Source organism: Vibrio sp. A1-1 (assembly GCF_021728175.1).
GTDB lineage: Bacteria > Pseudomonadota > Gammaproteobacteria > Enterobacterales > Vibrionaceae > Vibrio > Vibrio diabolicus.
This window is the reverse complement of record NZ_JAKKCL010000001.1, coordinates 344,437-365,329: the sequence shown is the minus strand read 5'-3', so window position 1 is coordinate 365,329 and position 20,893 is coordinate 344,437. Positions and strand designations below refer to the sequence as shown.

Annotated in this window: 24 protein-coding genes; 15 read left to right on the top strand and 9 right to left on the bottom strand. The window is 44.7% G+C overall.

The window, feature by feature from the left end:
- Position 1: 1 nt before the first annotated feature.
- From L3V30_RS01715 to purF, 3 genes are all read left to right on the top strand, one after another.
- Positions 2-595 (top strand): SPOR domain-containing protein, encoded by a 594-nt coding sequence (locus L3V30_RS01715; protein ID WP_225462129.1) that lies wholly within the window; start codon positions 2-4, stop codon positions 593-595.
- Between the two features lie 61 nt (positions 596-656).
- Entirely contained in the window at positions 657-1,148 is a 492-nt protein-coding gene (locus L3V30_RS01710; RefSeq protein ID WP_005380590.1) for a CvpA family protein, read from the top strand.
- Positions 1,149-1,184: 36 nt separating this feature from the next.
- Positions 1,185-2,699: an amidophosphoribosyltransferase gene (gene purF / locus L3V30_RS01705; RefSeq protein WP_005397209.1), complete on the top strand. Its 1,515-nt coding sequence runs from the start codon at positions 1,185-1,187 to the stop codon at positions 2,697-2,699.
- A 66-nt stretch (positions 2,700-2,765) separates the two neighbouring features.
- On the opposite strand, the gene L3V30_RS01700 is transcribed toward purF, so the two are convergent.
- Positions 2,766-3,641 (bottom strand): LysR family transcriptional regulator, encoded by an 876-nt coding sequence (locus L3V30_RS01700; RefSeq protein WP_005397211.1) that lies wholly within the window; start codon positions 3,639-3,641, stop codon positions 2,766-2,768.
- A 288-nt stretch (positions 3,642-3,929) separates the two neighbouring features.
- On the opposite strand from L3V30_RS01700, the gene L3V30_RS01695 reads away from it, so the two are divergent.
- From L3V30_RS01695 to recR, 7 genes are all read left to right on the top strand, one after another.
- On the top strand, positions 3,930-5,036 hold the full coding sequence (locus L3V30_RS01695; RefSeq protein ID WP_005397213.1) for a response regulator: 1,107 nt from the start codon (positions 3,930-3,932) through the stop codon (positions 5,034-5,036).
- Positions 5,037-5,260: 224 nt separating this feature from the next.
- Positions 5,261-5,392 carry a hypothetical protein gene (locus L3V30_RS23945; RefSeq protein ID WP_005380608.1) on the top strand — a complete coding sequence of 44 codons (132 nt, stop codon included), beginning with the start codon at positions 5,261-5,263 and terminating at the stop codon, positions 5,390-5,392.
- A 27-nt stretch (positions 5,393-5,419) separates the two neighbouring features.
- Entirely contained in the window at positions 5,420-5,812 is a 393-nt protein-coding gene (locus tag L3V30_RS01690; RefSeq protein ID WP_041852909.1) for a YbaN family protein, read from the top strand.
- A gap of 162 nt (positions 5,813-5,974) precedes the next feature.
- Positions 5,975-6,520 (top strand): adenine phosphoribosyltransferase, encoded by a 546-nt coding sequence (gene apt, locus L3V30_RS01685; RefSeq protein ID WP_237308176.1) that lies wholly within the window; start codon positions 5,975-5,977, stop codon positions 6,518-6,520.
- A gap of 8 nt (positions 6,521-6,528) precedes the next feature.
- The gene (gene dnaX / locus L3V30_RS01680; protein WP_237308175.1) at positions 6,529-8,634 is read left to right on the top strand and encodes a DNA polymerase III subunit gamma/tau; all 2,106 of its coding nucleotides are present in this window, start codon (positions 6,529-6,531) and stop codon (positions 8,632-8,634) included.
- 82 nt (positions 8,635-8,716) lie between these two features.
- Positions 8,717-9,046 carry a YbaB/EbfC family nucleoid-associated protein gene (locus tag L3V30_RS01675; RefSeq protein WP_005380618.1) on the top strand — a complete coding sequence of 110 codons (330 nt, stop codon included), beginning with the start codon at positions 8,717-8,719 and terminating at the stop codon, positions 9,044-9,046.
- A 30-nt stretch (positions 9,047-9,076) separates the two neighbouring features.
- Positions 9,077-9,676 carry a recombination mediator RecR gene (gene recR / locus L3V30_RS01670; protein ID WP_031780610.1) on the top strand — a complete coding sequence of 200 codons (600 nt, stop codon included), beginning with the start codon at positions 9,077-9,079 and terminating at the stop codon, positions 9,674-9,676.
- A 51-nt stretch (positions 9,677-9,727) separates the two neighbouring features.
- On the opposite strand, the gene aqpZ is transcribed toward recR, so the two are convergent.
- Positions 9,728-10,426: an aquaporin Z gene (aqpZ, locus tag L3V30_RS01665; RefSeq protein ID WP_237308173.1), complete on the bottom strand. Its 699-nt coding sequence runs from the start codon at positions 10,424-10,426 to the stop codon at positions 9,728-9,730.
- A 205-nt stretch (positions 10,427-10,631) separates the two neighbouring features.
- Positions 10,632-11,891 (bottom strand): amino acid permease, encoded by a 1,260-nt coding sequence (locus L3V30_RS01660; RefSeq protein ID WP_048625843.1) that lies wholly within the window; start codon positions 11,889-11,891, stop codon positions 10,632-10,634.
- A 317-nt stretch (positions 11,892-12,208) separates the two neighbouring features.
- Between L3V30_RS01660 and L3V30_RS01655 the strand changes: the two genes are divergently transcribed.
- From L3V30_RS01655 to L3V30_RS01645, 3 genes are read left to right on the top strand one after another with little or no spacing between them, the layout of a single operon-like run.
- The gene (locus tag L3V30_RS01655) at positions 12,209-12,589 is read left to right on the top strand and encodes a RidA family protein (RefSeq protein ID WP_237308171.1); all 381 of its coding nucleotides are present in this window, start codon (positions 12,209-12,211) and stop codon (positions 12,587-12,589) included.
- A 15-nt stretch (positions 12,590-12,604) separates the two neighbouring features.
- Complete coding sequence (locus L3V30_RS01650) at positions 12,605-13,882, top strand: L-serine ammonia-lyase, iron-sulfur-dependent, subunit alpha (RefSeq protein ID WP_237308169.1); 1,278 nt, start codon at positions 12,605-12,607, stop codon at positions 13,880-13,882.
- 28 nt (positions 13,883-13,910) lie between these two features.
- Positions 13,911-14,570, top strand: a complete 660-nt coding sequence (locus tag L3V30_RS01645; RefSeq protein ID WP_237308167.1) for a PAS domain-containing protein — start codon at positions 13,911-13,913, stop codon at positions 14,568-14,570.
- An 18-nt stretch (positions 14,571-14,588) separates the two neighbouring features.
- Here the strand turns inward: L3V30_RS01645 and L3V30_RS01640 are convergent, their stop codons facing one another.
- Entirely contained in the window at positions 14,589-14,837 is a 249-nt protein-coding gene (locus L3V30_RS01640; protein ID WP_025574470.1) for a YkgJ family cysteine cluster protein, read from the bottom strand.
- Between the two features lie 126 nt (positions 14,838-14,963).
- A complete protein-coding gene (locus L3V30_RS01635) occupies positions 14,964-15,212 on the bottom strand; it encodes a GlsB/YeaQ/YmgE family stress response membrane protein (RefSeq protein ID WP_005397239.1) in 249 nt (82 codons plus the stop codon).
- A gap of 188 nt (positions 15,213-15,400) precedes the next feature.
- On the opposite strand from L3V30_RS01635, the gene L3V30_RS01630 reads away from it, so the two are divergent.
- Together L3V30_RS01630 and L3V30_RS01625 are read left to right on the top strand one after the other, a co-directional pair.
- Positions 15,401-15,841, top strand: coding sequence for a YcgN family cysteine cluster protein (locus tag L3V30_RS01630; RefSeq protein WP_005384948.1), 441 nt, complete (start codon positions 15,401-15,403; stop codon positions 15,839-15,841).
- 190 nt (positions 15,842-16,031) lie between these two features.
- Entirely contained in the window at positions 16,032-17,711 is a 1,680-nt protein-coding gene (locus L3V30_RS01625) for a mechanosensitive ion channel family protein (RefSeq protein WP_053808793.1), read from the top strand.
- A 69-nt stretch (positions 17,712-17,780) separates the two neighbouring features.
- Here L3V30_RS01625 and L3V30_RS01620 read toward each other — a convergent pair whose 3' ends face one another.
- The 4 genes from L3V30_RS01620 to L3V30_RS01605 form a co-directional block, all read right to left on the bottom strand.
- Positions 17,781-18,065: a putative quinol monooxygenase gene (locus L3V30_RS01620; RefSeq protein WP_053808794.1), complete on the bottom strand. Its 285-nt coding sequence runs from the start codon at positions 18,063-18,065 to the stop codon at positions 17,781-17,783.
- 17 nt (positions 18,066-18,082) lie between these two features.
- Positions 18,083-18,478 (bottom strand): VOC family protein, encoded by a 396-nt coding sequence (locus L3V30_RS01615; protein WP_005397245.1) that lies wholly within the window; start codon positions 18,476-18,478, stop codon positions 18,083-18,085.
- A 151-nt stretch (positions 18,479-18,629) separates the two neighbouring features.
- Entirely contained in the window at positions 18,630-18,929 is a 300-nt protein-coding gene (locus L3V30_RS01610) for a ribbon-helix-helix domain-containing protein (protein ID WP_031780613.1), read from the bottom strand.
- Between the two features lie 136 nt (positions 18,930-19,065).
- Entirely contained in the window at positions 19,066-20,643 is a 1,578-nt protein-coding gene (locus L3V30_RS01605; protein ID WP_139060827.1) for an alkaline phosphatase, read from the bottom strand.
- Positions 20,644-20,893 lie beyond the last annotated feature (250 nt).

Below are 20,893 nucleotides of genomic sequence, written 5' to 3'. Positions count from 1 at the left end.
GATGGCAAGTAAATTCCAAAGTCGTTTAGTCGGCACCATCATTCTAGTCGCAGTCGGAGTGATTGTTCTTCCCGATGTGCTAGATGGTAAGAAACTGCACTACAAAGAAGAATTTGCCAGTATTCCTATCAAACCTGAACTTGATAGTGATGTGGAAAACTTCGAAATATTAGAGCCAGTGGAAGACGACATAGCGTTACCGGACTCTCCAGTTGAAGCGGTGGTGCAGGAGCAAGAGGGCGCCCAAGTGGCTGCTTCTGAGCCTGACCCAACGCCGACGCCTACACCAGAGGTCATCAAACAGCCAGAGCAAGTTGAGGTGGCCACTCGTCCTGTGCAAGAAAAAAATCAATATGAAGATTCTGCTTGGATCATTCAGTTGATGGCGCTTAAGAATCACGAAAATGCGGTCGCGCTTGTCGCTGATTTGCAAAAGCGTGGCTATCAAGCTCATACAAAGAAAGAAAACGAGTTTACGAGAGTGATTGTTGGTCCTGATGTGTCAAAAAGTAAACTTGAACGACAAGTCAAGGAATTACAAAAAATTACAGGCTCAAAAGGTCAATTGCTTAAATTTAAGCCATTAAATCCATAAGAAAACGTTTGCGTCAGCATTTTTTCTGTTAAAATGCGCGCCAACTTAAGATGAAGAAAACATGAATTGGATAGATTTTATCATTTTAGGTGTGATCGGATTTTCAGCTCTGATCAGTTTAGTTCGCGGTTTTGCTAAAGAAGCTTTGTCTTTGGTGATTTGGTTTGGAGCGTTTTTTATCTCCAGCAACTACTACGCCAAATTGGCGGTGTACTTCACCAACATCGAAGATGACATGTTTCGTAACGGAGCGGCGATTGCGGCTTTATTTGTCGCGACCTTGGTAGTTGGTGCAGTGGTGAATTACGTCATTGGTCAACTGGTACAAAAAACAGGGCTATCAGGTACGGACCGAATTCTTGGGATTGTATTTGGTGGTTTACGCGGAGTCTTAATTGTTTCTGCGGTGCTGTTTTTTATGGATGCGTTTACTGCATTCCCAAGCTCGGATTGGTGGAAAGATTCACAGTTGATCCCTGAGTTCAGCCGTATCATCGCCCCATTCTTCGAGCATTTACAAGCAACATCAAGTTTTCTGTCTGGCACTATCTAGTAGTGCCGGCTACTGTCGCAAATCGAGGATTAGGACATGTGTGGTATTGTTGGAATCGTGGGCACAACGCCTGTAAACCAGTCTATTTATGACGCGTTAACGGTGTTACAGCATCGTGGCCAAGATGCCGCTGGTATTTGTACCATAGAAAGCAATCGTTTTCGTCTGCGCAAGGCGAACGGTTTAGTCAAGGATGTATTTGAAGCAAGACATATGCAGCGCCTGCAAGGCGAGGTCGGAATTGGTCATGTTCGTTACCCAACAGCAGGCAGTTCAAGCGCTTCAGAAGCTCAACCTTTCTACGTAAACTCTCCTTTCGGTATTACACTTGCCCACAATGGCAACTTGACCAACGCTAACGAAGTTCGTCAAAAGCTGTTTGAAAAAGATCGCCGTCATATCAATACCACTTCAGACTCCGAAGTATTACTAAATGTACTGGCACACGAAATTGACTCAGTAAAAGGAAATGTCACGACAGAAGACGTATTCCGCGCAGTCACCAATGTGCATCGCACAATTCGTGGTGCTTACGCTGTGACTGCCATGATTATCGGTCATGGTATGATTGCGTTTCGTGACCCACACGGTATTCGCCCTCTATGTTTAGGTAAGCGTGAAGTTAATGGCAGAGCGGAGTACATGGTTGCGTCTGAGTCGGTAGCATTGGATGCCGTCGGTTTTGATTTTGTTCGTGATGTTGCACCTGGTGAGGCGATCTACGCAACGTTTGACGGTGAACTGTACACGAAGCAGTGTGCAGACAATCCTAAGCTGAACCCTTGTATTTTCGAGTTCGTGTATTTTGCTCGTCCAGACTCGTTCATCGATAAAATTTCGGTATACAGTGCTCGCGTTGAAATGGGTAAAAAGTTAGGCGAACGTATTCGTGAAGACTACGCAAATCTTGATATTGATGTCGTTATTCCTATCCCTGAAACTTCATGTGATATCGCACTTCAAATCGCTCAAGCGATCGATATCCCTTACCGCCAAGGCTTCGTGAAAAACCGTTACGTGGGACGTACGTTTATCATGCCTGGTCAGCAACAACGTAAGAAATCTGTACGTCGCAAGTTGAATGCAATTCGTTCGGAGTTCAAAGATAAGAATGTGTTGCTGGTGGATGACTCTATCGTTCGTGGTACTACGTCAGAACAAATCATCGAAATGGCACGTGATTCTGGTGCGAAGAAAGTGTACATGGTATCAGCAGCACCAGAAGTTCGATTCCCGAACGTGTACGGCATTGATATGCCAAGTGCTACCGAGCTTATTGCTCATGGCCGTGACAACGATACAATTTGTAAGCAGATTGGTGCTGATGCATTGATTTATCAACGTCTAGAAGACTTGGTTGAGGCAGTCGGTCTTGGAAACCAAGATATTACTCAGTTCGATACATCCGTGTTTAACGGCGAATACGTAACGGGTGATATTGACCAACAATACCTAGACTTCTTAGATGGTCTTCGTAACGATGATGCGAAAACACAACTTGAAATCCAACAGGATTTAGCAAACCTAGAGCTGCATAACGAAGGCGCATAATAGGCGTTTTCTTGAGGCGTAAAAAAACCAGAGCTTCGGCTCTGGTTTTTTGTATTCGCTATCGAATTAGTGGATGTTATAAGCGATCACAAAGTCGATAAAGAGACGAACTTTCTCTGGCAGGTGATCTTTGTGGTTGTAAAGCATATAAATGTCGCGCGGGTTTGCACTCCAATCTGGCAGTATGCGTACCAAATCGCCGCTTTCGATGTATTCTTTGATCATGACATCTGGCATTAGCGTGATGCCTAAACCTTCGGAACAAGCACTACGTACTACATTTAATGCATTCGCCTGAAAGCGACCACGATCAACGTTTACGACAGACTCGCCTTTGCTATTAATTAAGGTCCACTTGATAAGAGGGTAGCCTTTTAGCAATGAATGGTTAGAGAGCTCTTCTGCGTGGTTTGGTGCCGGATTCGAGGCAAGGTAGTCAGGACTTGCGACAAGAATATCCTTCACTTCGCCAATCTTACGTGCGATCAGGCTAGAATCACGTTGGGGCCCCACTCGAAAAATGACATCCCATTCAGTAGGGTCAAGCTTGTCTGCATTATTTTCTGTCGTTAGTTCGATATTGATGTCCGGATACTGCTTCATAAAGCTGTTGAACATCGGCATCATCATGCGCTTAGTTAAGTTATAAGGCGCCGATATCTTAATCTTGCCTGATGCTCCTCGGCAGTCGTCAGTGATTTCCTCTGCTGCCGTGGTTAGCCTTTGTAGCAAAGGAGAGCACTCATGGTAAAAACGTTCCCCGGCTTCTGTAAGCGAGAGTTTGCGAGCGTGACGGTTCAACAGTCGAAGATTGACAGAGTCTTCTAGCGCTTGAATGCGTCGGGTGATGGTCGCAACCGGGATCATGGTTTTTCGCGAAGTTGCGGTGTAGCTCCCATTTTCGACAACCAGTCGAAACAGGTTTAAGTCATCTAATTTCATATTTCCAGACACATTAAATTACCGATTACGGCTAATTTATAATTAACTTTGTGATCAAAGCTTGCTTTAAGTCAACATGTTGCATCATTTGAACACAGCAACCCTGTTTGAGTAAATACTGTTATACCCCGTAATATTTGTATAAACGCCGTTTTCAAGCTACGTTTTATAACAAGGCGGAACGGCCTCAAGTCTTGCTGCGCAACGTTTCGCCGGATGTAAACACAACAAAAATAATGACTTAATAATAAATCTGTTTTTTGACTTAGCTTTGTGAGGTGTAAAGGTATGTTTAAGACTCACAGTCAAACGGCAATGGTCTCGGCACAGGAAGTGGTTAATCAAAAACTAATTATGTTGGTGGATGATGATCCAATATTTCGTAAAGTAACCAATGCTTATTTAGAAAGTCAGGGTTTTAAAGTAGTAGAAGCTGAAAACGGCCTAGAGGCGCTTCAACAACTCAGGGAATGCCAACCCGATCTTATCTTGTGTGATTTATCGATGCCGGTGTTAGATGGCATTGAATTCGTCGAAGAAGTCAGTCTTGAATATCCATACTTGCCGCTTATCGTGGTATCCGGCACGGATGAAATGTCCGATGTCGCGAAAGCGTTGCGATTTGGTATTAAAGATTTTCTTCCTAAACCGATAGGTAATTATGAGCACCTATCTCAGGCGATAGACAATACGCTCGAAGATACCGATAGCCATTTCTCCGAACAGCGAGACTTTTCAAGTCAGTGGTTCCGAGTCGATGACGGTGGCGAAATCCCAGATGAGCAAGAGCTTCACTGGCATCTAGAGTATTTGCAGCAGAACCCGAGTGCTGCAAGAGATTTACTGCATGCTCTATTGCCAGAGAAAGATGCTTCTCAAGGTGATTGGCGCTGCTCATACCGTTTATTGCAATCGACGGACGTTATGCCACTGGTGTTTGATTATCGTTGGTTAATGAACGGGCAATTTGCGTTCTATCTCGTTGACTCTGCTTCCCAGAGTAATGATGGTGTCGCGACGACATTGCTTGTTAGGGCTTTGTTTGACGATTACCTGCGTAATTTGAAGAGTTTCAGTGCTGATCTGAAGGATATGGTAGGGATCATTGAAAAAGGAATCGAGTGTTCAGAGTGCGCTGGTGCGGTTAATGCTGTATTTGGTGTCGCTGATCTGGCTTCGTCCTCCGTTTCTATCCTGCCTGCGGGTTTAGATAGCCATTGGTCTGACGGAAATACTAATCAACATATCGCGGCAGGTAACTGTTTAGGGGCAGGAAGTATGAAAAACTTCATAACCCGAGATTTACCGCTAGGTGTTGCTGGTCAGCTATCCATTGGTTGTTTAGGTTCTTCAAGTTTTAGCTTAAATATTGCCCGGAAATCACGACTGGTATAATTCTGACTTCATAACACAATAAGCAGCGTCTTGGCGCTGCTTATTGTCTTTTTAGAACCACAAAAAACAACAAATGCTCGAACAATAACCTTACTTTTTGCTAGTGTTTAGATTTGGCTGTTTAAGGTATAGTCAACGCCTAAAACAATAATGACCCATTTGTGCAACGATAATTTAACGCTGTGCCTTGGGAGAAGCAAAGTCAACTAGTGAGAAGATACATCATGGCAGACAAAGATTTTAAAGAGCCTTATAATATTTTTTACTTTTTAGGTTTCATTGCAGTACTTTTAATTCCAACACTACCTGCAACGCTAACCTGGCTTCGTGTAATGAATGGTTACGCAGGCTTTTAATCTAGCTATTTTGTACCGGAGTTCACCATTCGTATTAAGCGTTACTTTTTCAATACCGTTGGTGGACTCTGTATTGTGCTCGGCATTGCCGGCATAGCCCTTCCGCTTTTACCCACCACTCCTTTCATTCTACTTGCTAGTGCATGTTTTATGCGTGGTAGCCCCGCATTTCATCATTGGCTACATAACCACAAAACGTTTGGACCGATTCTCGATAATTGGCATAAGCACCGGGCTGTTACTTCAAAAGTAAAACAGCGTGGCGCCATTTTTATTGCACTTAGTTTCATGGTTTCAATCGTTGTTGTTCCCCTTGTTTGGGTGAAAATTGGTCTTTTAGTGATGCTAATCGTTTTACTCGGCTGGTTTATGCGTCTGCCTGTGATTGAGTTGGTTGCTGACAGAGAAGAAAATCACTAAGATTGTAGAGAATAGTGTGCCCGCTCTTCGAGTGGGCGTTTGTATTTTCAGCGCCTGTGACTGTTACGAAAATAAGCACATAGTGGTGAAAACCTATTGTTCGTTGCCCTCGTGATACTGCGATTAGAGAGGGCGATGAGCCAATCTAAGTAAATCGGTATTATGGCTACAGAAACAATTTCACTGATCAAATCTAGCATCAAAAGCATCCAAGACTACCCAAAGCCAGGCATTCTATTTCGTGATGTGACGAGCCTTCTTGAAGACGCAAAAGCATACCAAGCGACGATCAACCTTCTTGTTGAACGTTACAAAGATATGGGCTTTACCAAGGTTGTGGGTACGGAAGCTCGTGGCTTTTTATTTGGTGCGCCTTTAGCGCTTGAGCTAGGTGTTGGTTTTGTACCAGTGCGTAAACCAGGCAAGCTACCACGTCCTACTGTTGCTCAATCTTATGAGCTTGAATACGGCGTTGATACACTAGAAATCCATACAGATGCCATCGTTGAAGGCGACAAAGTACTGGTTGTCGACGATTTATTGGCAACGGGCGGCACTATTGAAGCGACGACTAAGCTGATTCGCCAACTGGGCGGTGAAGTTGAGCACGCTGCGTTCGTTATCAACCTACCAGAAATCGGTGGTGATAAACGTTTAGAAGCACTAGGTCTAAACGTATACAGCATTTGCGATTTTGAAGGACATTAATACATTCAATGAGTTATTTAGCTTTAGCGCGAAAATGGCGTCCTAATCAGTTTGACCAAGTTGTCGGACAAAAACATGTCCTGACGGCGTTGGAAAACGCACTGGCGCAAAACCGTTTACACCATGCTTATCTGTTCAGCGGGACTCGTGGTGTGGGTAAAACGAGTATCGGTAGGTTGTTTGCCAAAGGCTTGAACTGCGAAACCGGTATTACCGCGACACCTTGTGGTAAGTGCGATACTTGTCGTGAAATTGATGAAGGTCGCTTTGTCGATCTTCTTGAAATCGATGCGGCATCACGTACTAAAGTTGAAGACACTCGCGAACTGTTAGACAACGTTCAATACAAACCTGCTCGTGGACGGTTTAAAGTGTACCTCATCGATGAGGTACACATGCTATCGCGTCACTCTTTCAATGCGTTGTTGAAAACCCTGGAAGAGCCGCCAGAGTATGTGAAGTTCTTACTCGCGACAACCGATCCACAAAAGCTGCCAGTTACTATATTGTCGCGTTGTCTACAGTTCCATCTCAAACCGATCAGCGTTGATGATATTCATCAGCAACTCGACTACATTTTGGGTCAAGAGCAAGTATCGGCAGAACCAAAAGCACTGGGTATGATTTCACATGCTGCAGATGGCAGTATGCGTGATGCTCTCAGCTTGACCGATCAAGCAATTGCTTTAGGTAACGGTGCGGTGCAAACCGATATTGTCAGCCACATGTTGGGGACGATTGATACCGACCAAGCGATTCACTTACTAGAGTCAATCAGCAGCAAGCAACCTCAACAAGCCATGGATAAAATCCAGCAATTAGCGGCAAATGGTGTTGAGTGGGATGGTTTGTTGCAGCAAGTCGCAACACAGCTTCATCGAATTGCGATGTATCAAGCGTTGCCAGCGTCGCTAGACCGAGCGCAGCCAGATGCAGAAAAAATCGAGTTGTTGAGTAAAGCACTAAGTCCGCAAGACGTTCAGCTTTACTACCAAATTGCATTGAAAGGTCGTGAAGATTTGACCCTCTCGCCAAATGGGCGAGTCGGTCTGGAAATGATTGTACTGCGTATGATGGCGTTCCGCCCATCAAATAACAGTGGGGCAAATGTTGTTTCCAGTAACTGCGAACCAGCTTCAGCCCCAGTTCAAAGTGCCAGTCAGCCAAAGACTGCGCCAGCTCAGACAATCGCTGCTCCTCGAGCTCAGCAGCCGAATCCAGCACAAAACACACCACAAGTGGCGCCTCAACCTTCATCCAATTCGCAACCTGAGTATCACGCGAGTGGATATGAGACGGTTCCGCCACAGTATGATATGGCGCCGCCGATGAGCGAAAACCCAGCGCCGCAGCATGAAACGCCACCTCAACAAGTGCAAGAGAGCGTTTCAACACCGGCGCGCGGTGGTCTAAGCGGTTTACGTCACCAATTACGTTCTCAGCGTCAAGGCCTACAACAGAACACTCCTCAAAATGGTGGCTCAAAAAAGCCTAAAGCGGCATCTGCACAACCAGAATCGGTTATCGACCGAGTAGCGCAATTGCATGGCAATTCCGCGCAGGTGTCGCCAAACTCAGCTCTGAAGTCGACGGAGCCACAAGTTGAGGAAGCGTATCGCTGGCGTCCAAGTAAGCCTGTTGAGACAAAAGTGAATACAAAACTGACACCTACGCAGCTCAAGCAGGCACTTGAGCATGAGAAAACGCCTGAAATGGCACAAAAGCTCATCGATGAATCGTTAGAACATAATGAATGGGCGAAGCTAATCAGCTTAATGGAGATCCCTAAGCTGGTAGAGCAACTTGCGCTAAACTCTCATTATAGTAAGGAAGGAACAACCGTTTCGTTACTATTGAGAAGCAGCCAAGCTCATTTGAATACTGATAGAGCTCAAGCCGAATTGCTTAAAGCACTTAATACCGTGTTAGGTGAAGAGTGCCACATGAGCATCGAAATAGGGGAGAGTGGAGAAACACCACTTGAACTTAGAGATAGGCTCTATCAAGAGAAATTACAGCAAGCGCTGAATAGTTTAGAAAACGATCCAAATGTTCAATTTATTGAACGTCGTTTTGCTGCAGAGCTTGATAAAGATAGTGTGCGCCCTATCTAATAATCGAATGGAATGGGGTTGAAAACCCAAAGGTATAACCCCATTAATTGATGCAACACCTCATTAAACCAGAGAGATAAACATGTTTGGTAAAGGCGGTATGGGCAACCTAATGAAGCAAGCCCAGCAAATGCAAGATCGCATGCAAAAGCTTCAAGAAGAAATCGCGAATATGGAAGTAACTGGCGAGTCTGGTGCTGGCCTAGTTAAAGTTACTATCACTGGTAGTCACAGCGTACGTCGTGTTGACATCGATGAAAGTTTGATGGAAGACGACAAAGAAATGCTTGAAGATTTGATCGCTGCGGCGTTCAACGATGCGGCCCGTCGTGTTGAAGAAACTCAAAAAGAGAAAATGGCTTCTGTAACTGGCGGTATGCAACTACCACCAGGTATGAAAATGCCATTCTAATCTGCTGATATTTAATTAAGCGGACTTTTAATGCGTACCAGTCATATGCTGGAGCAATTGATGGAGGCCTTACGTTGTCTACCTGGGGTTGGCCCCAAGTCGGCGCAGCGTATGGCCTTTCATTTGTTACAGCGCGATAGAAAAGGCGGTTTGCAACTTGCAGATGCGCTTAGCCAGGCAATGACAGAAATCGGTCATTGTACTGAGTGTCGAACCTTCACCGAAGAAGAAGTCTGTCATATTTGTACTAACCCAAAACGCCAAGAAAATGGTCAAATTTGTGTGGTAGAAAGCCCGGCAGACATTGCTGCAGTCGAAGCAACGGGCCAGTATTCTGGTCGATACTTTGTTCTTATGGGACATTTGTCACCACTAGACGGTATTGGTCCAAGTGATATTGGACTGGATGTGCTTGATTACCGCTTACGTCGCGGTGATATAGCCGAAGTGATTTTAGCAACAAACCCGACGGTTGAAGGCGAAGCCACTGCACATTACATCGCAGAGCTATGTAAAGAACACCAAGTTGATGCCAGCCGCATCGCGCATGGTGTGCCTGTCGGTGGAGAACTTGAGCTTGTCGATGGCACGACGTTGTCACACTCGCTGTTAGGTCGACACAGAATTTAATAAATAGCCGCTGAATTCAGCGGCTTTTTTGATTTTGGGAGTTGGGAACGATTAATCGTTCGATTCTTTACCAAGAAGATTTTTGTAGATAACTGCACCAAGTACGCCACCCAAAATAGGCGCAACCCAGAACAGCCATAATTGAGAAACTGCCCAGTCGCCCACATATATCGCGACTGCTGTACTACGAGCCGGGTTTACTGAGGTATTTGTGACAGGAATGCTGATCAGGTGAATAAGAGTCAGACACATACCAATCGCAATAGGTGCAAAACCTTGAGGTGCACGTTTGTCTGTCGCCCCCATGATCACGATAAGGAACATCATCGTCATCACGACTTCAGAAACTAGCGCAGCAAGCATGGAGTACTGACCCGGCGAGTGTTCACCATAACCGTTGGCGGCAAAGCCAGAACCCACAACATCAAATCCAGCTTGTCCTGTCGCGATGACATAAAGAATGCCACCAGCGATAAGCCCACCGAGCACTTGTGCGATGATGTAAGGCGCAACGTCTTTTGTATCAAAACGACCGCCAGCCCAAAGACCAACCGTCACTGCCGGGTTCAAGTGGCAACCTGAAATATGACCGATTGCAAATGCCATGGTTAAAACGGTTAAACCAAAGGCCAGAGCAACGCCCAGCAGACCAATACCCACGTCTGGGAAACCTGCAGCCAACACTGCGCTACCGCAACCGCCTAATACTAGCCAGAACGTACCAAAAGCCTCTGCTAAATACTTGTTCATGTTATTTCCTAATTTCTACTTAAATGACCCGCTGAACATAGTCGAGAATTGTCAATTAAGTGTGAGGGAGATCGCGTAAAGACTGCAAATAGGACGGTATGTGGCAAGAGTTCTCAAGGATGAGAGAAAGCAGGGAGAGGAGAGGTTGAATTTTAAGGTTGCCTTGGCCATCACTACCTGAGTAACAGCCAAGGCAACGTAGGTTTTAGCTAAATGCGACGAAAGGTGATACGCACAACAAAATACCAGTCGCAATAATCAAGTAAAGCGACGCGCCTTTGTATTTGTGTAAAGAAGGCACTTGGTAGACAAGGTAAGCTGGAATCAAACAGCCAATCAAACCAAAGATAGGGCTACATACTGATGTGAAGCTCAGAACTGGTAGATTCAATACAATCGCACCCCACGCCATGAGAATCGCAAAGAGAATGATTCCCTTGGTGACTAAGTCTTTATTGATTTTCTCTTCAGGCATGACCTTTTTTAGAGCCAGCATCGCTAGACCTTGGCAAGAATCGCGGAAACCTAAGTACACGCCAAAAAACGCAGTCATTACTGAGAAAATATTCAGCATCAAACTCATTAGTTTTAGCGTCGTGCCGTCCATACCTTGCGCAACCATCGCAAGAGCAGAGATGTTCTCTTCTGCTGCTTTAACCGCTTGTTCATGTGACATCGCAAGCGTAAAGGAAATCGCGTAGAAAAAGACCGTCACAAACAAGATACCGAAAGCAATTTTCATTGCGCGCATGGCTTTAAAGCGAGCAACCTCAATCGATTTTTCTTTTGATCGGTATGAGATCACCATTGGGCTCAAGCTTTGAATGAAGAGAATAGACGTTAGAGTAAACGGCAGTAGCTCAATTGCATCTTTCAAACCAGCGCCTGTTTCTGGAATTGCACCGACATTCGCTACATCCCATTTTTCGATCATCATGACGCCAAGTAATGCAACGGTACAAAGTTTAATCAGTACAAGACCAGTACTGACCTTAAACAAAATCTTTTCACCACGAGATGCAATAGCGACCAGCGCGCACACTAAAGCCAGACCATATAGCGGGTTTTCAGACAATAAACCTTCCGTGATGCCAAAACTATGTAGGAAAGATGCCGAGTCATTGTTGATAGCTGTTGAGTAAACAAAGACCCAAATCACCAACATGATGAAGTAGAGCACACCTAATAACGCCCCCCATTTGTTACCAAGGTAGCCGGAAATGACGCCAGCGTAATCTTGGCACTTTGGTGAACTTGAGAGAGTGTTGATGAAAAGGCGTTGGAACAAGTACATCGCTGGGTAGCCGATTACGGCAGAGGCCAAGAATACCCAAAGGCCCAATACGCCAACTTTTACTGGTAAAAAAACAATGCCGGCGCCGATTGCCATGCCGATACTCATGATCACCCATCCCCAGTCTGTGCTATCAAACTTGATCGCGGCTTTCCACTCATCTAGGGCCATGCCTGCTTTTACGTGCGGTGGCTCTTTACCGATGGGTAAGGTTTGTGTAGGTGCTGTCACGCTCATTTTATTGTTTCTCTTGTTAGTATGAATTTTTCTCAAATTTAATTGAGAAAATGTATATCACCAATTTTTTTGTGGAAAATTCAGATAAATTTGAGAACTTGGCGAGGAAGTTCAAATAAATTGGAGTTTTTAACGAATTTTGTGATCTGATCTAGTTGTTTGGTTCATATTTAATTGAAAAAATAACGCTAATACGGAAGTTAAATTAGAAACTTCTTAATAAAAAATAAAATTTATGTGAGGATTTAAAAATGAAAAAATTGATTTCATCTGAACACGCGCCTGCTGCTATCGGACCTTATTCACATGGCACTAGCTATGGCGATTTGATTTTTACTTCTGGCCAATTACCCGTTGATAAGGCAACAGGAAAAGTAGTTGAAGGAGGCATCAGTGCACAAAGTCATCAATCTCTTACTAACTTGAAGCACGTTTTAGAGGCTGGTGGTGGCAGTATCGATACTGCTTTAAAAACAACGTGTTACCTATCGAATATTAATGACTTTGCCGAGTTTAACAAGGTCTACGCAGAGTTTTTCCAACAAGATTGTCCGGCACGCAGTTGCTTCGCAGTGAAAGATTTGCCTCTTGGCGTGTTAATTGAAGTCGAAGCGATTGCTCATAAAAAGTAATACGGAGAACAGAGCATGAACCAGCAATGGACACAATATATCCAAATCATTAAGCAAGTTGTGAAACCTGCATTAGGATGTACAGAACCCATTGCTGCTGCGTACGCGGCAGCAGTTGCTAGAAAAGAGTTAGGCACATCCGATATTGATGCGATAGAGGTGCGTGTTTCAGACAACCTATTTAAAAACTCGATGGGTGTTTTCGTACCCGGAACGGGCAAGATAGGCCTCAAAATTTCCGCCTCAGTTGGTGCATTAGCCGGTGACCCAACAGCAGAACTGGAAGTGTTGGCTCGGATTAATGAGCAGGATGTCGCTGCTGCGCAACAATTGATAGATGAAGAGCGGGTAACTGTAGCGCGCATGGATACGCAAGAATTCATTTATTGCAGCGTAACGCTCACTTCTGGTGACGATGTTGTTTCGGTTACGATCAGTGGCGGTCACACCAACATTATCCAGATCACGCGCAATGGCGACGTGATTTTTGATGCTCCACCACAGCAACGCGTTGCAACCGCTTCCGTTTGTGAAGGTGTGGATATTTCGATCAAACAAATCTATGAGTTTGCCACTCAAGCGCCTTTTGAAGAGATCAAATTTATTCTCCAAGCTGCAGAGCTTAATACCTTGCTGGCTCAAGAGGGTATCGACCGAGGTTACGGCCTAGAAATTGGACGCACGCTAAAAGGCAACATCGAGCAAGGCTTGTTGGGTAATGACTTAATGAGTCGTATACAGATGATGACATCCGCGGCGTCTGATGCTCGTATGGGAGGGGCGACGTTGCCAGCCATGAGCAATTTCGGCAGTGGGAACCAAGGTATTGCCGCTACAATGCCAGTTGTAGTTGCCGCAGAAGCATTTCAAAACGACGAAGAGCAGCTGGCTCGCGCGTTGATCATGAGCCATTTAGGGGCTATTTACATCAAATCTTATTACCCACCGTTATCCGCATTTTGTGGCAACACTGTTACCAGTGCGGCAGCTTCTATGGCGCTGGTGTATTTAGCTGGTGGTACATTCGAGCAATCATGCTACGCTATTCAAAACGTCATCAGCGACAGTTCAGGCATGGTGTGCGATGGTGCGAAGTCCTCTTGTGCGATGAAAGTGTGTACTTCGTCGACAACGGCGGTGCGCTCATATTTGATGGCGATGGGTAACCACAGTGTTAAGAATCAAGGTATAGTAGGCGAAGAAGTTGAGCAAACGATAAGAAATGTTGGCTCAATGGTTCGTTTCGGTATGCCGTATACTGACAAATCTATTATCGATATTATGTCGGCCTAACCTCCAGTTTTTGCTAAGGGAAGTAACATTGCTACTAAAGAAACTCACCAAGAGTGATCTCGATATTTTGAACTCTATGAAAAACGTCGTGGATGGCATTGCACGTATGTATGGTGAACACACTGAAGTGGTTCTCCACAGCTTAGATGCCGAAGCGCCGGAAATCATCAAAATCGCAAATGGGCACGTGACGGAACGCAGTGAAGGTGCCCCAATTACCAACTTAGCGAGAATGAAGTTAAGAGAGGGCAAGGACGTTTCTGATTCGTACCTGACGAAAACGTCGAACGGAAAGACCTTGCACTCCATTACGACAATTGTCAGAAATCCAAAAAACAAACCGATTGGTTTGCTGTGTATCAACGTGGATATGGATGCACCGATGCAGGCATTTTTAAAGGCAATGCTGCCTCAGCAACACACCGAGTGTTGTGTTGGTGGCGCTCGATCGCCAGAAACGTTTGCGCGTAATATCGATGAAACCATCATCAGTACGATAGAAACCGTGCAAACAGAAGTGTGGGAAAATGAAGCCATTGCGCCTTCTAAACGTAACCGTGAACTGGTGACGCGACTGCACCGCTTAGGCATTTTTAAATACAAAGATGCTGTTTTAATGGTTGCAAACCATCTCGGCATTTCGCGCGATACCATCTACTTGTATTTGCGAGAGCTTGGTAACGACTAAACGGGGGCTCTGAATAGATTAAGTAAGTTGCTCTAGCTCAGTGATGTTGTCGAGCGCTTCTTGGTTGGTTTTGCCACACACAACCGGACACGGTTTAAAATCGTGACAAACGTTAGGGCGCTCAGGCTTACCAAACAGCTTACACAAATTATCATCGTTGAGTTGTACGCAACGAACACCTGCTGGTTTGCCCTTGGGCATTCCAGGTATCGGTGAAGAGATACTTGGCGCAATACAGCAAGCTCCGCATCCTAGTCGACAATCCATAATGTAAACCTCTTAAAAATTGAGGGGCAATTATGGTCATTTTGACGTGGATTGGAAGAGTCGCCTAAGAAAAAATAAAAAGGAGCACTCAATAGAGTGCTCCTTTTGGCTTCTAAACCGTTGTGATCATCTCAAGAAGCGGTTGTAAACAAACAGCAGAATAAATGCGCCTAGCGTTGCGGTGATGATGCTACCGATATTTACGCCAGTTGCCCCGCCGAAACCCAGAATACCGCCAAGAAAGCCGCCGACAAACGCACCGGCAATACCGAGTAGCATTGTCGCAATCCAGCCACCCCCATCTTTTCCTGGCATGAGCCATTTTGCGAGTGCACCGGCGATTAAGCCCAAAATAATCCAAGAAATAATACCCATGAAAACTCCTTAATGCCTTCTTGATCAATTGAGTAATGGAAACTTGTTTAAGGATAGAACAGTAAAGCGAAAGTAGTTGAATATCTCTACTGTTATGTGTGAATGATTCGAGATCTTCTCAAAACTTGAACTTTTGCGTCGAGAGGGGTATAAATCGCCCCCTAAATTCCCTTGGTGAGACCTGAAGTATGAGCACTCCATTTTGGCAAAGTAAATCGTTAGAGCAGATGACAGAAGAGGAATGGGAATCTCTCTGTGATGGTTGTGGTAAATGTTGCCTGCATAAGCTAATGGACGAAGATACCGACGAAATCTATTACACCAATGTGGCCTGTAGCTGGCTAAATAGCAAAACGTGTTCTTGTAAGGATTACCCAAATCGTTTTACTTCGGGTGAAGAGTGCACCAAGCTGACGCGCGAAGACATTGACGATTTTACTTGGCTGCCGCATACGTGCGCTTACCGCCTGTTGGCTGAAAAGCAGCCTTTACCAGAATGGCATCCGTTGATTACTGGCTCGAAATCTGCGATGCACGCGGCGGGCGAAAGTGTCCGCAATAAAGTGGTATACGAGATTGATGTAGTGGATTGGGAAGACCATATCCTGAATCACCCCAATCGCCCGTAGTTAAATGTAAACAAGCCTTTCATCTAATAATGAAAGGCTTGTTTGTTATTGGGTTTCTCAACTTTGACGCCCAACTAACGAAATGCTGCTCAGTTTATTATTTAGTGTTGTAAACTTAGGTATATAATTTCAAGGCTTTACACTTCTATTCTTGGTCGTTTTGATCAGAACTGTTCCCTAAGAGGTAAATATGACGTTTCATTTCCCCCAGAAAATACGCCTGACATCTTGGGTGGCATTATTCGCGCTCATCCTCGGTATGATGGCCCCGATGGTCATCAATGCGAAAGATATTCAGGATACGCCAGAGCCCTCTGCTGCCGAAACTTCTATTGATAACTTGAATCGAGAAATTGTGGATTTATCCCAAGGTCTCTCGCAAGCGAGTGGTGATGAGCGCGACGCGCTTCAACTGCAGCTGTTCCAAAAAAATGAAGAGTTAAGAAGTCAGTTAGCATCAGCGATTGAACGTGAAACTATCCCTCGTGACAAATTGATCTCCTTGGTTAAAAAGCAGGAAAAATACTCTGAGGACGCCACGAACTATCTGTCGGAAAAAATAAAGAAAGTCGTTGAAGATTTAAATAAAGCCAAGGATGAAGAGAAACTTGCTCTTGTTAATGATTACCGAGAGTTACAGCATTACCTCGATGTCAGCTTCGATTCAAGCTGGCAAAACCTTGCTTGGCTGAAAGAGTTAGGGGCTCAAAATGAGCGCGCAGAAGCGGAACTAAAGGATAAAGTTGATAAACGCATGCGTTTGCTGTCTGCCTCAATTGAGTACTTGAGTCAGCAAAGTGAGATCATCGGCTCTCAACTTTCGTCAAGCCCTGAATCGGAAAAAGCGTCACTGCAGTTAAGTCAGCTTATTACTAAGCAAAGACTGAATATTGCGACAGAAAGCCTACGCAATTTAATTTCGATTGGCGATAAAGTCGGTTTAGAAACGTCCGAATACAAACGCCAAATTTTCGAAGTGACAGGGAATATCACCCACGACTTGCTGAATACCAAAGTAGTGTGGTCAATACTGAGCCATTGGTCCAACTCTGCACTAGACTGGTTTGCCGAAAATGCGCCGCAGCACATTTTCCAGTTGTTTGTATTTGCGTTGATTTTATTGATCGCTCGTGGGCTCGCGAAGTTAACGCGCAAAGTGGTCAGCAAGGCGGTTTCATCGAAAAACTTAAAACTCTCACACTTGATGCAGGATTTCTTTATCTCAATGTCCGGCAAGTTCGTGTGGGTGATTGGTATCATGGTGGGCCTATCTCAGCTCGGATTGAACCTAGCACCGATCCTAACCGGTTTTGGTATTGCTGGTGTGATTATCGGCTTCGCCTTACAAGACACCTTGTCCAATTTCGCGGCGGGTATGATGTTGCTTATTTATCGCCCATTTGATGTTGGTGACTTTGTGTATGCTGGTGGTGTGGATGGTAAGGTAAGCCATATGAGTTTGGTGAACACCACAATCCGTACGTTTGATAACCAAATTATTATTGTACCTAACAGTAAAATTTGGGGAGATGTGATTAAGAACGTCACACACGAGCGCATTCGCCGTGTGGATATGGTGTTTGGCATTGGCTATGCGGATGACTTGCTGAAAGCCGAGTCAGTGCTGTCTGATATCATTACTTCTCACCCTGCAGTACTTCGTACACCAGAGCCGATGATCAAAGTGCATACGTTAAACACATCATCTGTAGACTTTATTGTTCGTCCTTGGGTAAAAACTGATGATTATTGGGACGTGTATTGGGATGTGACAAAAGAAGTGAAACTGCGCTTTGACCGAGAAGGCATTTCGATTCCTTTCCCACAACAAGATGTGCATTTGCACATGGTAGAGAAGCAAGACGCGTAATCACAGCCACAACAGTACGAAAAGGCACTCTAGTAAAGAGTGCCTTTTTATTTGCATTAAGCGGTGTTTTTACAGTTCGTTAAAGAACGCCAGTTTCGGTTCGCATTCTAACAAGTTGTCGATTTGGCTAATCAAAAGAGAAAAGTGTTCTGTTTTACCATGAAGATCGAACGCTTGTTGGTCTTTAAATTGCTCTTGAAAAACGAAGTGGCACGCATTGTCTTTATCTTGGAATAACTGATAACGAACACAACCTTCCTCATTGCGAGTGGGTTCAAGTACTCGGGTGAGCACTGCTTTCAGTTCTTGTTCTTTTCCCGGTTGTGCGTGAAAGGTAGCAGTCAAGTGAATCATGATGTTTACTCTTTTTGTTATAGGTAACGCCCTTGGCGTTGTAAGAACTCAATTTTGTAACCATCAGGATCAGTCACAAAAAAGAACGTTGCCAAATGCTTTTGTTGGTGATCAAAAGCTTTGATGTCACCCGCTTCAATACCGAGAGATTTAATGCGTTTGTGAGTTTGTTCGATGTCCTCTACGCTGACAGCAAGGTGACCGTAGCCTGAGCCGTGAGTGTAAGGCTCAGTTTGATCGTGATTGTGTGTTAGCTCTAATTCAAAGCCAGTTTCTTCGTTGGCTAGATAGGTCAGAGAAAAACCATCAAAGATGTATTGGTCTTTGATTTCTAGCTCAAGTACGTCGCGGTAAAATTGTAGAGAACGGTCCAGATCGCTGACTCGGATCATGGTGTGAATCATTTTTGTCATGGGTACTCCTTGATAGTCCGCATAGGTTAGCGAGTTCAAAAGGAGTCTGGGTAGTACTCTAGTACGACAAATTAGAACATGCTCAATGGCTTACAACTCTGTTGCATAGCCTATGAGGGTTATTGGTAGGTTGGTCAGCGGTTGGTTGTTATTAAGTGTTTAGTTGTGTCAGTGCTTGACGAATCGTCTCTTTAGGCTGGCGAGCGTAAGTGAGACAGGCGCAGCGGAGTAGGGAGGCAAAGTTGTTTACTTCACCATTGTATTCGAGCGCTTCTTGATAGACCGTACTAATAAACTTAGGAACAGTCATGTTTTGAGCGTTAGCAATTTCCTCAAGAATCGTCCAAAAGCTCGCTTCAAGTTTTACACTTGTGGCGTGACCATCAATACGGATAGAGCGGGTGATGAACTGATAGTTGTCTTGGGGCTGCTTAGCAAATATTTCGCACATTTTCTTCATTCATATAATCAAAGACCTATAATTATTGAGGTTTATTGTTTAAAACGTCAACTATTTTCATGCATAAAAAAACGCTCCCTTACGAGAGCGTTTGAACATCACGAGTCGTGAAGTAAGTGCAAGCCGATTATTTGATTTGTTGCTTTAAGTACTCGCCTAACTGAGAGTGGTGCATGATTTTTGATACCGGAAGGATAGTTTCTGCCGGCCCCCAAGCAAATACGTTGACTGGGGTATGCGTATGAGTACCCGTTCCCCATACTGTGTTTTGCTTTGTTGCATGCTCACGAGCTAGCAAGTTGCCACGGTCGTTGTAAGGAAAGAACGCATCAAAGTCATTGATTGTAGGAACGTTCTCTTCGCTTAAGTATTTGTGTCCAGCGAGTCGGTATGGATTTGGTTTACTTGCTAATACGCGTTCTGCTTGCTCAGGCGTAATCGAAAAAGCGCTATTTGCATTCACAATTTCTGCAAACTTCTCTGGTGTTTGAGCTTTCTTATCAAGCGCTTGGAATTCGCTGATCATACCGTAGTAGCTTTTCTTCTGGTTGTATAAACCATCGAGGATTTCGAACTGACCAAAGTTGAAGTTTGGCGCGTAATCTTGATTTTTGAATGCTTCGCCATCGCGTTTTTGCGGTTTAGGCAAGTTTGCTGATGAGTAACTAAAGCCGAAAGAACCGGTCTCGTGGTCAGCGGTAACAATGATCAGTGTGTCATCACGGCCTTTTGCCCACTCATAAACCGAGTCTACCGCTTCGTCGAATTTAAGCATTTCATGCAGCATCGTACCCGCATCGTTGCTGTGGCCAGCCCAGTCAATTTGACCGCCTTCAACCATTAAGAAAAAGCCGTCTTTGTCTTTTGAAAGAATGTCGATTGCTTTGGTGGTCATTTCTTTCAGTGATGGCTGCGTACGTTTTGGATCGTTTTTGCTTTGACTGTAGGCAATACCATCGTTCATGCCTGAGTAAGCAAAAAGTCCAAGTAATTTGTCACCTTTAGCTTGTGTGAGCATATCGCGGCTGAAAGCCAGGTTGTAACCTTGGTCTTGCGCCTCAGTAAGCAAGTTGCGCTCATCTTTACGTTTCGACTTTAGGTAGACATTACCTTCAGTGAGCTTTTCAAGTTGCTCGTATGTCTCTCCCTTGTCGTTTGTCGACTTTGGAATCCAATGACGAAGTCCGCCAGACATCATCACGTCTACACCAGTTTCTAGCATGTCCGCCGCAATACTGTTTTCTAGAGAACGGTGTGGTTGATGAGCGGCAAATGCGGCTGGCGTTGCATGAGTCATACGTGTATCAGAGACGAGACCCGTAGCCTTACCTTTGCTTTTGGCTTTTTCCAAAATGGTTTCAACGTGGTTGCCTTGGCTATCAATGCCAATGACTTCAGAAGCGGTAGGTATTCCTGTTGCTAGCATCGTTGCGGAGCACGCAGAGTCGACGACAATCGCGTCTTCTGGATTGGTCAGTGATGATCCAATCACACCTTCTTGAGCGAGTTTATACAAAGCGGTAGTTTCGCCTTTGTAAATCGAGTTAGGTGCGTGTTTGGCGTAAGTCTCTAGTAGACCAACTTGTTGAGGCCCCATGCCATCGCCGATCATCAAAATAACGTTTTTGATTTCGGCCGAGAGTGCATTAAAAGAGAGGGTTGATGCTGCCACTGCGGTAACGATTGGAGATACTAAGCGCTTCATTATATTTTCCTTGTTCATTGAAAGCGCTGGCATTAAAACAATGATTTATGACGATTTTGTGTCGGTAATAAAAGTTTAACTAAATTGTCGTCTTTGCTTGGGTTTGTAGAAAAAGTGAATCAACCTCTAACGTTTGTGAATTTAGAAAGAAGAAAGCCCACAAACGTGGGCTTGGATTACGCTTAGGAGTTGAAAGCATGGACTAAAGTTATCCATTCAGTGCCTTCACAAGAAACCTAGTTTAGGGAGC

What these genes read in the sequence shown, in the direction of transcription:
- L3V30_RS01715 (WP_225462129.1), top strand. Translation starts at nt 2, where the DNA reads ATGGCAAGTAAATTCCAAAGTCGTTTAGTCGGCACCATCATTCTAGTC.
- L3V30_RS01710 (WP_005380590.1), top strand. Translation starts at nt 657, where the DNA reads ATGAATTGGATAGATTTTATCATTTTAGGTGTGATCGGATTTTCAGCT.
- purF (WP_005397209.1), top strand. Translation starts at nt 1,185, where the DNA reads ATGTGTGGTATTGTTGGAATCGTGGGCACAACGCCTGTAAACCAGTCT.
- L3V30_RS01700 (WP_005397211.1), bottom strand. Translation starts at nt 3,641, where the DNA reads ATGAAATTAGATGACTTAAACCTGTTTCGACTGGTTGTCGAAAATGGG.
- L3V30_RS01695 (WP_005397213.1), top strand. Translation starts at nt 3,930, where the DNA reads ATGTTTAAGACTCACAGTCAAACGGCAATGGTCTCGGCACAGGAAGTG.
- L3V30_RS23945 (WP_005380608.1), top strand. Translation starts at nt 5,261, where the DNA reads ATGGCAGACAAAGATTTTAAAGAGCCTTATAATATTTTTTACTTTTTA.
- apt (WP_237308176.1), top strand. Translation starts at nt 5,975, where the DNA reads ATGGCTACAGAAACAATTTCACTGATCAAATCTAGCATCAAAAGCATC.
- dnaX (WP_237308175.1), top strand. Translation starts at nt 6,529, where the DNA reads ATGAGTTATTTAGCTTTAGCGCGAAAATGGCGTCCTAATCAGTTTGAC.
- L3V30_RS01675 (WP_005380618.1), top strand. Translation starts at nt 8,717, where the DNA reads ATGTTTGGTAAAGGCGGTATGGGCAACCTAATGAAGCAAGCCCAGCAA.
- recR (WP_031780610.1), top strand. Translation starts at nt 9,077, where the DNA reads ATGCGTACCAGTCATATGCTGGAGCAATTGATGGAGGCCTTACGTTGT.
- aqpZ (WP_237308173.1), bottom strand. Translation starts at nt 10,426, where the DNA reads ATGAACAAGTATTTAGCAGAGGCTTTTGGTACGTTCTGGCTAGTATTA.
- L3V30_RS01660 (WP_048625843.1), bottom strand. Translation starts at nt 11,891, where the DNA reads ATGGCCCTAGATGAGTGGAAAGCCGCGATCAAGTTTGATAGCACAGAC.
- L3V30_RS01655 (WP_237308171.1), top strand. Translation starts at nt 12,209, where the DNA reads ATGAAAAAATTGATTTCATCTGAACACGCGCCTGCTGCTATCGGACCT.
- L3V30_RS01650 (WP_237308169.1), top strand. Translation starts at nt 12,605, where the DNA reads ATGAACCAGCAATGGACACAATATATCCAAATCATTAAGCAAGTTGTG.
- L3V30_RS01640 (WP_025574470.1), bottom strand. Translation starts at nt 14,837, where the DNA reads ATGGATTGTCGACTAGGATGCGGAGCTTGCTGTATTGCGCCAAGTATC.
- L3V30_RS01635 (WP_005397239.1), bottom strand. Translation starts at nt 15,212, where the DNA reads ATGGGTATTATTTCTTGGATTATTTTGGGCTTAATCGCCGGTGCACTC.
- L3V30_RS01630 (WP_005384948.1), top strand. Translation starts at nt 15,401, where the DNA reads ATGAGCACTCCATTTTGGCAAAGTAAATCGTTAGAGCAGATGACAGAA.
- L3V30_RS01625 (WP_053808793.1), top strand. Translation starts at nt 16,032, where the DNA reads ATGACGTTTCATTTCCCCCAGAAAATACGCCTGACATCTTGGGTGGCA.
- L3V30_RS01620 (WP_053808794.1), bottom strand. Translation starts at nt 18,065, where the DNA reads ATGATTCACTTGACTGCTACCTTTCACGCACAACCGGGAAAAGAACAA.
- L3V30_RS01615 (WP_005397245.1), bottom strand. Translation starts at nt 18,478, where the DNA reads ATGACAAAAATGATTCACACCATGATCCGAGTCAGCGATCTGGACCGT.
- L3V30_RS01610 (WP_031780613.1), bottom strand. Translation starts at nt 18,929, where the DNA reads ATGTGCGAAATATTTGCTAAGCAGCCCCAAGACAACTATCAGTTCATC.
- L3V30_RS01605 (WP_139060827.1), bottom strand. Translation starts at nt 20,643, where the DNA reads ATGAAGCGCTTAGTATCTCCAATCGTTACCGCAGTGGCAGCATCAACC.